Source organism: Argonema antarcticum A004/B2 (assembly GCF_023333585.1).
GTDB classification, from domain to species: Bacteria; Cyanobacteriota; Cyanobacteriia; order Cyanobacteriales; family Aerosakkonemataceae; genus Argonema; species Argonema antarcticum.
In genome coordinates this window covers 19,076-32,473 of sequence record NZ_JAIQZN010000081.1, presented here as the reverse complement: position 1 = coordinate 32,473, position 13,398 = coordinate 19,076, and the positions used below count along the sequence as shown (strand labels likewise).

The following is a 13,398-nucleotide window of genomic DNA, read 5'->3' as shown; positions in this document are numbered from 1 at the left end:
CCCCTTGTCCCCCTTGTCCCCCTTGTCCTCCTTGTCCCCCTTGTCCCCCTTGTCCTCCTTGTCCTCCTTGTCCTCCTTGTCCCCCTCGTCCTCCTTGTCCTCCTTGTCCCTATCACCAACTGTTTTTGACCACACCCCTTTTCTGGGAGCGATTTTTGTATTCCTCAGATATCAGTTTTTTACCGAGTCCAGGTTTGCCCACCCAGTTCGATGTTTTGATCGTTGGGGCGGGTGCTGCTGGTTTGTATGCGGCTCTTTGCCTGCCAAAATATTTACAGGTCGGCTTGATTACTAAAGATAACTTGCCTCTATCTGCTAGCGATTGGGCGCAAGGGGGCATCGCGGCAGCGATCGATCCCACGGATTCACCAGATTTACACATCGAAGATACAATGCGAGCGGGTGCCGGTCTGTGCGATTTGCCAGCGGTGAAGTTTCTGGTGGATCGGGCCCCTAAATGTATCCAGTCTCTGGTAGATATGGGGATTGCTTTCGATCGGCATAACGATCGGCTCGCTATGACCCTGGAGGCGGCTCACTCTCGCCCCCGCGTACTCCATGCGGCGGATACTACTGGTCGGGCAGTTGTTAGTACTTTGACCGCACAAGTGCTGAAGAGCCAAAATATTAAGGTAATATCGCAAGCTTTTGCCTTGGATTTGTGGATTAATCCCGCAAATGGGCATTGTCAGGGAGTTAGCTTGTTTTACCAAGATCGGGTAATCTGGGTGAGGGCCCAGGCGGTGCTGTTGGCGACGGGCGGCGGCGGTCAGGTATTCGCTCAGACTACTAATCCGGGTGTGAGTACTGGGGATGGGGTGGCGATCGCTTTCCGTGCTGGTGCTATTCTTCGCGATTTAGAATTTTTCCAGTTTCATCCTACAGCTTTGACGAAGGATGGAGCCCCGCGCTTTTTGATTAGCGAAGCGGTGCGGGGTGAAGGTGCCCACCTGGTGGATTCCCAAGGACGCCGCTTTGCTTTTGATTACCATCCCAGCGGTGAACTTGCGCCAAGAGATGTAGTTAGTCGCGCTATTTTTAGTCATTTGGAACAAACTGGGGGCGATCGCGTTTGGTTGGATTTACGACCGATCCCAGTTGAAAAAATCCGTCGCCGCTTTCCCAATATTATTGAGGTCTGTCAGCATTGGGGGATTAATGCGATCGAGGAACCAATTCCTGTAGCACCAGCGGCCCACTATTGGATGGGCGGAATTATCGCCGACTTGACGAACCAGACTTCGATTCCTGGGTTATACGCTGTGGGGGAAACGGCTAGTACTGGTGTCCACGGGGCCAATCGTCTGGCTAGCAATTCGTTGCTAGAGTGTGTTGTGTTTGGTGCCCAAATGGCAGAACTGGGAATTGAGGACGGGGGTACAGGAGAATACATAATCGACACGGGAACTTTACAATTATCGATCGTTAATCCTTCGGAAACAGCGAAGATAGAGTGGCTCAGGCAAGAGTTACCCCGGCTGATGTGGCGAAGTGCAGGGATTTGTCGCCAGCAAGATGTTTTGGAGGAGGCTCTAGCCCAAGTCGAAGTATGGCGGCAGGAATTTGCTGCTTTGGAACTAAGTAAATATTTAATAAATCTACAGCCCGGTAAGATAGTTGAATTTACCGAACCGATCGCCCTAGAGCAATTGCGAACTTGGGGAGAAACTTACAATTTACTGGATGTAGCCTACTTGATCCTCAAAAGCGCCGCTTTTCGCACTGAAAGTCGAGGCGGTCACTACAGAATAGATTTTCCTCACTCAGATCCCAGCTGGCAAGTTCACACGCTTGTGCAAAAAGACAGATGGTGGCAATCTCCGCCACTCACTGCTACATAAAACCAGTTGGGAAATTATCTTGCCAACTGCCGACTTGCTACTAGCGAGTTCCAGAACCCGTAGAGTCGTCAGGGCTATCGCATTTCCCTTGACAGGATGGGGTGTAATCGTATGACACAGGGAACCCAGTTGATTGTGGGCCTGATAAGAAATCAGTTAGCCGATCGGGCCTTACTGTAGCAGCGGCAATTTCTGGGGTTACCGAAAAACGAGCCAAAGCCCCCGGCTTTAGACGTGGGGATGTAAGCAATTCGCGGTTTTAACCGCAGTCAAATATTACATTTTGTTGTTTAGGCATTTATATTACGCTGCTGCTGATAAAATAAGGACAGGTAATAAAGGTCGATCCCATGATAGTCTACGAGTTCAAAATCAAAGGGAAAAAACAACAAGCTCAAGCCGTTGATGACGCGATCCGCACATCGCAGTTCATCAGAAACAAATGTTTGCGTTTCTGGATGGACAACAAGGGTATAAACAAATACGACCTCAGTGCTTATACTGCCATATTAGCTAAAGAATTTCCCTTTGCAAATGAACTCAATTCGACCGCTAGACAAGCTTCTGCTGAACGTTGTTGGTCAGGGATAAACAGATTCTTTGAGAACTGTAAAAAGAAGATTGCCGGTAAAAAAGGATTCCCCAGATTCAAGAAAAATCAACGTTCTGTAGAATATAAAAAGTCAGGATGGAAGCTTTCTGAAGATAGAAAGAGAATAACTTTTACCGACAAAAAAGGGATTGGTTCAGTTAAGCTCATCGGCACTTACGACTTGCATTTTTATCAAATTGAACAAATTCAACGGGTAAGACTGGTCAAAAGGGCCGATGGCTATTATTGCCAATTTTGCATTCAAGTAGAAGTTACACAAACTCTACAGCCTACAGGTAAAGCAATTGGTTTAGATGTGGGGTTAAACCATTTCTACACTGATAGCCAAGGAGAAAAAGTTGATAATCCCCGATTCCTAAAAAAGTCGGAAAAAAGATTAAAAAGAGCGCAGCGACGAGTCTCTAAAAAGGTTAAAGGCTCCAACAACCGGAAAAAAGCTATTAACCATTTAGGTAGAACGCACTTAAAAGTCTCACGCCAACGTAAAGATTTTGCTGTGAAATTAGCAAGATGCGTGGTGATGTCTAATGACATTGTGGCAGTAGAAGACTTGAAAGTACGTAACATGGTAAAGAATCACCACTTAGCTAAGTCAATCAGCGATGCTGCTTGGTCACAATTTAGGGAGTGGTTAGAACATTTTGCGCTTAAATTTGGCAAGATTGCGATCGCTGTTCCGACCCATTTCACAAGTCAGAATTGTTCGGGTTGTGGTAGTGTAGTTAAAAAATCTCTGTCTATTCGTACCCACGTTTGTAAATGTGGAGTCGTTTTAGATCGGGATGAAAATGCTGCAATTAACATTTTAATTAAGGCATTAAGATTGCTTGGTTATATTTCAAATACCGTTGGGCAAACGGAAATTAAAGCTTGTGGAGAGACGATCCTCTACTTAAACCTGGAAACAGTGCTTAAGCAAGATTGCTCGTTGAAGCAAGAATCCCCTCGCCTTTAGGCATGGGGAGTGTCAATCCTAATCCGCCCATCACGAGCATTGCTACACTTGCGAATCTAAAAAAAGTATTCATATCAAACAACTCCTCTCACCGATTTCTAGTATATTCACTGAATAAAACCCATTAAGTACATTCACCGAAACTTCATACAAACATTAAGTCCCCTTCATAAATCTACTTAAGTAATACAGCCATGATTTAACCAGTAGAAATTTCCGAACAGTTTTGTAGGTAATCAGCTTTTTTTCACAAACATTAGGTTGGTTTTAAAGTGTTTGTTTTATAGCTAGGGACTAGGGGCTAGGGGAAGAAGGAAGAGGGAAGAAGGAAGAGGGAAAAGGGTTATGGAGTAAGAGATGGAGGGACCAGAGGTAAGAGTTAGAGTTGTCCTAACACGGGGGGTTGCTATATTTTTTGAACCCATTGCCAAATATGTAAACATTTGTAAAAAAAACATAAAGTTTTCTGGCATAAACCTTAATATTGCTTAATTAAATTTTGCAATCCCTCTTGTAGATAGATATAGCAACCTTCTCGGCAGTTAGAAAGTTCTTAATTCCCTAGCCCCTAACCCCTAGTCCCTAGCTATAGCTCATGAAAATTCGTATTTGTTTTTGCCCAATTCCTTGGCACGGTACATTGCCGTATCGGCATTTTTAATCAGGGTATTAATATCATCACCGTTAAGGGGAAACAAGCTGATGCCAATACTTATAGTGACGTTGATTGTCTCTCCCTTCAACACAAAAGGCTGGGTAATAGTTGAGAGAATTTTACTGGCGACTCTTGCCACATCTGATGCGCTAGGAATTGCTGGTAGAATTACCGTAAACTCATCGCCACCCAGACGCGAGACGGTATCGCTGCTGCGTAAGCACCGCGTTAGCCGTTGAGCTACAGCTTGCAGAAGCAGATCCCCCATATCGTGTCCGTGGGTGTCGTTAATTTGCTTGAAACCATCTAGGTCGAGAAACAGTAGAGCCATCAGTTGTTCGTTATCACGAGCCCATTCTATTGACTGGCTGAAACGTTCGTAAAATAGTTTCCGATTCGGCAGACCAGTGAGGGTGTCGTGGTAAGCCAGATGACGCAAACGATCTTCTGAAAGTTTTAGTTCGCTATTGTAATGAACTAACTCTGCTGCGGTGCGCTTGAGGTCTTCTTCCAGTCGCTTGCGCTCAGTGATATCTCGAATTACGCCCACTAAAAATAGGTTGCCTGCGGCATCTTTGTGAAGTGACCTTTTGGTGGCGATGAGATGTGTATTTCCCCTAGCATCTGTGAATGCTTCTTCATTTTCTGTAGGTTTGCCATTGTGAAAAATTCTTTCATCTTGCTCCCTAAAAATGTCGGCTTCGTGACTGGGAAAAAAATCATAGTCTGATTTTTCGATTAATGTACTGAGGGGATATCCCAGAAATTGACAATAAGCCTGATTTAAAACAATCCATCGGTGTTGTTTGTCTTTGACAAAGACAGGATCGGGAATGGCGTTGATGACGTTTTGTAAGAATTCTTTGGAGCGCTTTAACTCATCTTTCAGGTGGGCAAGATAACCTGTGATCGCCATAGCAGAACTGACGAGGGCTAGCAGGGGGGGAATGAGGGGTATCCACCAACCGGCCAAGAAAGCCAAGTAAGAAGTGCCAGTGAGCCCAGAGAGAGCGAGGAGGATAATGAGGATAGATCGTGCTTGAGAGGGCGAGCGCCAAATTAAAATAGCTCCTAGCCAAGACCAGCCCCAAATCCAAAGCCATTCTAGAGGCTCTGTCCAAACGTTGAGCAATCGTCTTCCCGACTGCGCTGCCGTAAGAATTTGGCTGATAAAATTAGCTTGCAGTTCGACGCCGGGAATAGGTCCTGCCGACTGGATTAGGTCGCTACTGTAAGGGGTGTAGAAAAAATCATTGAGGCTGATGGCAGTTGAACCGATGAGGACGATGCGATCGCGCACCCAATCGCGGGGTATCCTGTCTGCTAACACTTCTGTCATAGAAACAGTGCGAAAACTGGTAGACGGTTTCAGAAAGCTGCCCAAAATTTGGTAGCCTTTGTCATCCGTTCTTACATAGCCGCCGTCGTTCGACTGAAAGCTCCGAAATACGCTTTTACCCAGTTGCAGATAGGTGGTTCCTTTTGCCGACTCTGGCTCAATGCCTTCTGACTTCAGATAAATGAAAGCCAGCTTGAGTGCGAAACTGGTATGTGGCTTCCCATCTGACCACCAGAAAAGCACGTTGCGACGCACTTTGCCGTCGGCGTCTACAACGACGTTATTAAAACCAACCTGGTGGCGCTGGCTAAGTACAGGCGGGGGTTGTACGTGGGAAGTATTTTTATTTTGATCTTTAAGTTTTTCAATCCCAATTAAGTTGGGTATCTTTTTAAAAGTATTCTCTAATTCGGCATGACCGGGTTCGACGGGCAAATCCCGATAGATGTCTAAGCCAATGGCGCGGGGCTCTTTTGAGTGCAATTTTTGCAGCAGTTGGGCCATAACGCGATCGGGAATCGGCCATTGACCAAATTTACGGAGATTTTCCTCATCAATGCCAACAATGAGTATGCGATCGTCCGGTGGTTGCGGGGGAGACAGACGAAAGAACTGGTCTAGAGTCCCCCATTCCCAGGTCTGCAACAGTCCTGTGAGGCGGAAAAAAATGATACACGCAGCCACACTGGAGCAGGTGACTAATACCCGGCTCTCCGACGATCGCCTTTGCTTCAGTCTTGTCCATAGTGCGATCGAGCTTTTGCTTAGCTGCTTAATCATCGCAGTCGTCCAGTTGTGGGTGTCGTTGCCATACCTGACCTTATTAATAACGAATCGTTACAAAAACGTGGGAGTCGGCCAATTTAGGGAAGTTGGCGATCGCTACCGTTCAGGAAACCCTGTACCAGTGCTGCTTCCTCCCCCCTTCATAAACCTCGATGATTAGCTGTTGCATATCCGTCTTACCCAGTCTCAGTAATTTCCACAGTCGATCCGCCATGTGGGTCATCTAGTCTAGGCTTACCACCCTAGTTGAAGTCTTGCTCATCTCAGTAAAATCTGTATCTTCATCATAACTTTACACCTAAATACTAAACTTTATCAAATCTTTAAACATACCAAGGGTAAGGTTTGCTATTCTCAACTAAGTAAGGCAAGTAATTTCACGTAACTAATTGGTCTAAAGGTGTTCTATCTTCCGAGATATCCCAATTACATCTGTATTACTACGGTGATCTGGCTGTGTTAATGGCTTTACAAAGTCAATCAAGTACACTTACCCTTCATTGCTAGTAGGCTGTTTAAGCATAAACAACTGATAGACACTAAACTTGCTCCACTTCTCATTCTGTCAATAACGTACTCCGTTTTTTATATTTATTAAGGAGGTCGGATCATGAAAAAAGTAAACATTCTAAACATACCGATTGACAATGTTTCAAAAGTCGAGCTATTAGAAAAGCTCGAAGTAGGTGGGATCGTGTTTACCCCTAATGTAGACCATCTCATCAAGTTGCAAAACGATCGAGACTTCTACAAAGCATACAACAGCGCTACTTATAAAGTCTGCGATAGTCAAATAGTGCTGTACGCTTCTAAGTTTTTAGGTACCCCACTAAAAGAAAAGATCTCTGGTTCCGATCTGTTTCCTGCCTTTTATAACCACTGCAAAAATAACGAAAGCGTTAAGATTTTTTTGCTAGGAGCAGCCGAAGGAGTAGCTAAAAAAGCTCAAGATGAAATCAACCAAAAGGTAGGAAGAAAAATAATAGTTGATTCATATTCCCCATCTTTTGGATTTGAAAAAAACGAAGAAGAATGTAGCCAAATAGTAGAGATGATCGAAAAATCAGGAGCTACAGTATTGGCGATTGGAGTAGGAGCTCCCAAACAAGAAAAATGGATCGCAAAATACAAAGATAAATTGCCAAACATCAAAACATTTTTGGCGATCGGTGCTACTCTTGACTTTGAAGCAGGTAATAAACCAAGATCTCCTGAATGGATGAGTAATCTAGGAATAGAGTGGTTGTATAGGCTTTTGTCTGAACCTCAAAGACTCTGGAAAAGATATTTAGTAGACGACCTGCCTTTTTTCTGGTTAGTTTTCAAGCAAAAACTCAACTCTTACAAAATTCCCTTAACTAGGGAAGAAAATGTTTACGAGTTTGAGACGGTATTGAATAGAAGGAAAGAAGCTTAAAGCCGAAGTTTGGACAAGTAGATGAGAACTCGATTTATTTACCGAGAATTTCAGATTTTAGATTTAAAATCTAAAATTTTTAGTTAATGCCTCACCCTTTGAGGAGGTTAACGCTAGCGTGCCGGAGGCATTAGTAAATCTAAAATCTGAAATTTGCAATCAGGTTACTCATTTTTATAGGACGTTATGGAGATTCGCATCTCTTTGGTACTTAGAAGTACAAAACAACATTTCTCCGATGCTAGCTTTGAGCATCCCAGTCAGATTGCCAATTAGCTTTGGAGATCCGTATTATTGTCTAAAAATTTCCTCAGTTTAAATAAGAAAAAGCAAAGAAATGATTCAAAAAATACTGGATAGAAATTATGTTCTGTCATCCAGCTTAGGAAATTTTTTCAAAAACCATTCGCAAAAGGAAAAGAATAGCAAAAAACAGCTTGTGTTCAAATGTTTTGGAGCGATTTTATCTGCTTTAGTTGTCTGGGAACTGATATTGGAAAATACTATGGAAAAAAGCCCAGGCTCTATAACTCATCCTGTTTTAGGTAAAATTGCTAAGCCAGGAATTAATGTGCAAGGAGAAGAAGGATTTAGCAAAACAAAAATAAATGACTTAGGAATGAGGGGAGAAAATATTTTACCAAAACCTAAGAATAAATACAGAATTTTAGCCTTTGGTGATTCCTATACAAGAGCCCTTCAAGTTGCAGACAATAAAACTTACAGCTATCTACTACAAGAGGCTTTAAAAAATAAGTATAAATTCGACATTGAAACTATAAATGCTGGTAGGGACGGTGCTTCGCCAGCTTACTACATCCATTTAGCAAGCTTTTACAACTCTTTAATTGAGCCAAATAGCGTAATTATTCAAGTCACCGATCAAGATTTCACTGAAGATATTCTCAACAAGAATAAAGAATTTTATGTCGCTAAAGATGGGAATAGTTGGCAAACCAAAAAAAATGAAACTTCTCTGAGCGACGATGCTTTATCGCAAATATTTTTGGTTAAATTTCCGCAACTTCGCTTTATGCTCGAATACTCAGTTTTGCGGGTAGGCGGAAAAAACTTGCAGAAGTTACTAGGTACAAAAGAAAACAAACTGAGTTTACCTGGTGCTGACTCTTCACAAAAGAAAAAATCACCAGATTTATCGCGTTACGATGCCGTCATAGACTGGACAGTAGAAAACATAAAAAATAAATATCCAAAAGTAGTAATCCTCTATCTGCCGGATTACAATAATGTAAACCAAAGCTCCTCTCAAATTGAAAATGCTTTAAATAAATATACTGCCAAGCATAAAGTTGATTTTGTAAACATGAGGGAAGATTTTATTAATTACTATCAAATCAATCGTCAACGGGTTCATGGATTTAACAATACAGTACCAGGGACAGGGCACGTAAATGAAGTAGGTAATTCTTTAACCGCTGAACGTCTGGCAGTTATTTTTGAAACGAGGATACTAAAATGATATTTTCAAGCATTGAATTCTTCGTTTTTTTCGTTGTAGTTCTGCTTTTGATGATAGCGATAAAATCGAGTAACATCAAAAGGGCAATACTCCTGGTAGCAAGTTATTACTTCTACGCCTACTGGGATTACAGATTTAGCTTTTTGATGTTGGCTATGACTTTAGTCAACTATTACGTAGGACTAAAGATGGAAGCTAGCCAAAACTTAAAAAGTAAAAACACATGGCTAACATTGGGTGTGGTATTTAATTTAGCTGTTTTGGGCTTTTTCAAGTATTTCAACTTTTTTATAGATTCCCTCAATGTAGGTTTAAACAACTTTGATGTCAAACTGCCTTTATTAGAAATTATCCTGCCGATCGGTATATCATTCATTACGTTTGAGGTAATGAGTTACATAATCGATATTTACCGGGGGATTAACAAATCAGCCAAAAGTTTTTGGGATTTTGCGCTTCTTGTAGCGTTTTTCCCCCATTTGATCGCTGGGCCTATTTTAAAGCCGAAGCAATTTTTGCCGGAAATAGAGAAAGATATTGTTATCAAATGGAAAAATGTCAGCTATGGATTACAAATATTTCTACTGGGATTAGTTAGAAAAGTAATCATTGCTGACAGATTAGCAATGTTTGTAGACCCAGTATTTAAAAGTCCGCAAGATTATAGTTCGATGACAATTTGGCTGGCTGTTATAGCTTATGCTATTCAAATTTATTGCGATTTCTGCGGTTACACGGACATGGCGATAGGAGTCGCTAAATGCTTGGGTTTTGACGTTCCCAAAAACTTCGACGTTCCCTACATCTCCCAAAGCGTCACGGAATTCTGGCGCAGGTGGCACATATCTCTTTCTAACTGGTTGAGAGACTATCTGTATATCTCCTTGGGTGGCAATCGAAAGGGAAAAGCGAAGCAGTATTTTAACCTTTTAATTGTTATGCTTTTAGGAGGTTTGTGGCATGGAGCAAGTTGGAATTTCGTTCTCTGGGGTGGCTTACATGGGGTAGCATTGGCAGTCCATAAAATGTATATGGATTTTATCGGTAAAAACCTGAAAATCCCATCGTATTTATATAGCTTTTGCACTTGGTTGCTCACCATGATATTTATTTTGGTGACATGGGTTTTCTTCAGAGCGACTGACTTCTCAGTCTCATCTCTGATGGTTCGGAAAATGTTCTATCTGACTAACTCAGAAGGAATTAATTGGTTTGCCAGTTCCCTGACTATGACTGTTCCTATTTTGATTGTCTGCGATTATGTGGGAAGCCAGTTAAATAAAGGTGTAAGGCTACAGTTAAGCACGTTTAGAGGATTGTTTGTGATGTTCTTTGTCATGCTTGGCTTGCTGTTTTTAGCACCTCAAAATCCTTCCCCGTTTATCTACTTCCAGTTTTAATTTATAAAGGGCAGTTCGGTAGTAGGAAAACTCAAGACCTAAGAAACCGGTTTTCTAGCCCTGGTGCAAGATCTGAGGCAACCTATTATTAGTGTCAATAAAGGGAAAAGTAAACTATAATAACTTAAATCTCTTTTTTGATCCGATCGGCCTAGTACAGACAAATAATCAAACATTTATCAGGGTGCTACTGTCATGCTATTTAACTCGTTTGAATTCATTTTTATATTTCTGCCGATCAGTGTATTAATTTTTTTTATAACTGCTAAAATAAATCCTGCTAACAATCATAAGATGGCGATTGTCTGGCTGGTAGCTGCTTCCTTATTTTTCTATGGATGGTGGAATCCAGCTAACTTACAATTGCTGATATTTTCGATATTATTCAACTATGGTGTGGGCTATGCCTTAAGAAAGCAACTGACTGTAAAAATTAATAAAAATTTGCTATTGACTCTAGGAATTGCGGTCAATCTAGCTCTGATTGGATATTTCAAATATGCTAATTTTTGGGTCGATAGCGTTAATGACCTGTTCGCTACTAACTTTAAACTAGATCCAATTGTCTTACCTCTAGCCATATCATTTTTCACATTTGTACAAATTACTTATCTGGTTGATGCTTACAAAGCAGAAACTAAGGAAGACTCGTTTTTTAATTACTGCCTTTTCGTTACGTTTTTTCCACACCTGATCGCAGGCCCGATTGTTCATCACAAAGACCTGATGCCCCAGTTCTCTGATAAATCAATTTATCGGTTTAAAGGTGAATATCTGGCTGTAGGACTGACAATTTTTTTCATGGGGCTGTTTAAAAAAGTTATATTTGCCGATCGCATCGCTGTCTACGCTACTCCAGTTTTCGATGCTGCCGCTCAAGGTGTACCTCTGACATTTTTTGAAGCTTGGGCTGGAGTGCTGGCTTACACATTGCAGCTTTACTTCGATTTTTCAGGCTATTCAGACATGGCGATCGGTGCTTCTTATCTGTTTGGGATCAAACTACCTCTCAACTTTGATTCGCCTTACAAAGCTGTCAACATCATCGATTTTTGGCGGCGGTGGCACATCACGCTATCTCATTTCCTACGAGATTATCTTTATATCCCTTTGGGGGGGAATCGCAAGGGAAAATTTCGGCAATATTTAAATTTAACGATTACGATGCTGCTTGGTGGTCTTTGGCACGGTGCTGGTTGGACTTTTGTCCTTTGGGGTGGTTTACACGGAATTTATCTAGTAATTAATCATCAATGGCGATCGTTCCGTCGCAAGTTGGGTCACGATCTCAAAAAGACTCAGTGGTTTACTCAAGGAATAAGCTGGTTTGTGACTTTTTTAGCTGTGGTAGTGTCGTGGGTTTTCTTTAGAGCAAAAACTCTGGATGCAGCAACTGCAATTTTGGGTACAATGATCGGTGCGAATGGAATATCGCTGCCAAGACCTTTGCTAACAAAACTGGGATTTTTGGAAAGCTTTGGTATGATTAAGTTTAATGGTCTTACGGATACGATCGATTTACCAGTAGATTATCTAGTCGGCGGAATTGCTTTTCTGCTGTTCGTTACTTGGTTTACTCCCAATACTCAGCAGTGGATGGGCAAGTACAATCCCATCAATATAAAGCAAGCTACAGAAAATGCTTCTTTAAGTTGGACTGATCGTCTCTGGCATAAGTTACAATGGCAACCCAATCATATCTGGGCTTTCACTGCGGCTATTCTAACTCTAGTTTCTCTTCTCAGTCTTACACGAGTCAGCGAGTTTTTATATTTTCAGTTCTGATCTTTCAACAAGAAATTCTTGACTTTAGTCCCAGCCACAATAATATTTGCCAGAAAAAAGTAAAGTTCAAGACACTTGCTGTAAACATCTCTTTCTTTATGCCTGGAGTGCAAAAATGTTTAAGTTTTACTTAAAAATATATTTTATTCTATCGGCTAGCTTTTTATTGCTTACAGGGTTAATTAACTGGGCCGTCGATCCTTTGTGGTATGGAAAAGGAAATCGGATAACGGGAAGAAACTTTTCGTTTAATGAGCGCGTTTCCAAAACTAACTTCTTATTGCAGAGCCAACCGCAAAATTATGATTGCTTAATCTTAGGCAGTTCCAGAGTAACTTTATTGAAAGCTTCCTCATTTAATAACCATCGCTGTTTTAATTATTCGTTCAGTGCGGGAAGGATTGAAGAGTTTGTTGAGTATGCCAAGTATGCCAAGTCAAAAGGGCTTAAACCTAAAAAAGTTTATGTTGGGGTCGATGCTTTCAATTTTGACAAATCAACTCCTCCTCTTGCTGGTGTGGGTAAAATAGATCCTCAACCTATATATCAGGCTTACTTTTCTTTAGATGTGTTACTGTTTTCGGCTAGAACAATTCTAGGATTTTCCCCCGATCCAAGATATTACAATCAAAATTTCGAGAGTGAAGTGATTGAAAATACGCCAAAATATAAGCCAGAATTTTACGATCGAGAAAAACCAAGTAGTTGTAATGCTTCTAAGATAGAAGAATATAAAAAATTGAGAAATGTGTTTCCTCAAGCTGATTTTGTTGGTTATGTACCTCCTATATCAGCGTGGAATGTGGTCAATGAAACTTATGGTCGTGGCTTGACAGATTGTGGATTGCAAGCTTTTTATGAAGTTTCTAAAATTTTGGGCGTCATGTATGATTTTTCAGTTCCTTCGACGGTGACGTCAGATTCCAAAAATACTTATGATGGTAGCCACTTCTACCCTGAAATTCAAAACAAAGTCACGGAAGTTTTGGAAGGAAAGGTATCAAACTTTGGCGTCCGGATCGATAAATATAACTTGGTCGAATATCGGCAGTTTTATAAGATGAAGCTCAAAGAATTTTTAGAGAAAAAAGGGCAGGGAAAACGTTGGCAAGGATAGTGGTGATTAA

General features: G+C 41.5%; 9 protein-coding genes. 8 read left to right on the top strand and 1 reads right to left on the bottom strand.

Annotation, left to right across the window (positions count from 1 at the left end; genetic code table 11):
- The first annotated feature begins 155 nt into the window (after positions 1-155).
- Positions 156-1,841, top strand: coding sequence for an L-aspartate oxidase (nadB, locus tag LAY57_RS26710; protein WP_249070210.1), 1,686 nt, complete (start codon positions 156-158; stop codon positions 1,839-1,841).
- 350 nt (positions 1,842-2,191) lie between these two features.
- A complete protein-coding gene (locus tag LAY57_RS26705; RefSeq protein ID WP_249070209.1) occupies positions 2,192-3,409 on the top strand; it encodes an RNA-guided endonuclease InsQ/TnpB family protein in 1,218 nt (405 codons plus the stop codon).
- 593 nt (positions 3,410-4,002) lie between these two features.
- Here the strand turns inward: LAY57_RS26705 and LAY57_RS26700 are convergent.
- The gene (locus LAY57_RS26700) at positions 4,003-6,183 is read right to left on the bottom strand and encodes a CHASE2 domain-containing protein (RefSeq protein ID WP_249070208.1); all 2,181 of its coding nucleotides are present in this window, start codon (positions 6,181-6,183) and stop codon (positions 4,003-4,005) included.
- Here LAY57_RS26700 and LAY57_RS26695 point away from each other — a divergent pair.
- The 6 genes from LAY57_RS26695 (at position 6,071) to LAY57_RS26670 (ending at position 13,388) form a co-directional block, all read left to right on the top strand.
- Positions 6,071-6,349 carry a hypothetical protein gene (locus LAY57_RS26695; RefSeq protein WP_249070212.1) on the top strand — a complete coding sequence of 93 codons (279 nt, stop codon included), beginning with the start codon at positions 6,071-6,073 and terminating at the stop codon, positions 6,347-6,349. The two genes, LAY57_RS26700 and LAY57_RS26695, sit on opposite strands and share 113 nt — an antisense overlap.
- A 450-nt stretch (positions 6,350-6,799) precedes the next feature.
- A complete protein-coding gene (locus tag LAY57_RS26690; RefSeq protein ID WP_249070207.1) occupies positions 6,800-7,606 on the top strand; it encodes a WecB/TagA/CpsF family glycosyltransferase in 807 nt (268 codons plus the stop codon).
- A 337-nt stretch (positions 7,607-7,943) separates the two neighbouring features.
- Positions 7,944-9,086: an SGNH/GDSL hydrolase family protein gene (locus LAY57_RS26685; RefSeq protein WP_249070206.1), complete on the top strand. Its 1,143-nt coding sequence runs from the start codon at positions 7,944-7,946 to the stop codon at positions 9,084-9,086.
- A 155-nt stretch (positions 9,087-9,241) separates the two neighbouring features.
- Positions 9,242-10,486 carry an MBOAT family O-acyltransferase gene (locus LAY57_RS26680; protein WP_249070205.1) on the top strand — a complete coding sequence of 415 codons (1,245 nt, stop codon included), beginning with the start codon at positions 9,242-9,244 and terminating at the stop codon, positions 10,484-10,486.
- Positions 10,487-10,780: 294 nt separating this feature from the next.
- On the top strand, positions 10,781-12,271 hold the full coding sequence (locus tag LAY57_RS26675; protein ID WP_249070204.1) for an MBOAT family O-acyltransferase: 1,491 nt from the start codon (positions 10,781-10,783) through the stop codon (positions 12,269-12,271).
- Positions 12,272-12,386: 115 nt separating this feature from the next.
- A complete protein-coding gene (locus LAY57_RS26670; RefSeq protein ID WP_249070203.1) occupies positions 12,387-13,388 on the top strand; it encodes a hypothetical protein in 1,002 nt (333 codons plus the stop codon).
- Positions 13,389-13,398 lie beyond the last annotated feature (10 nt).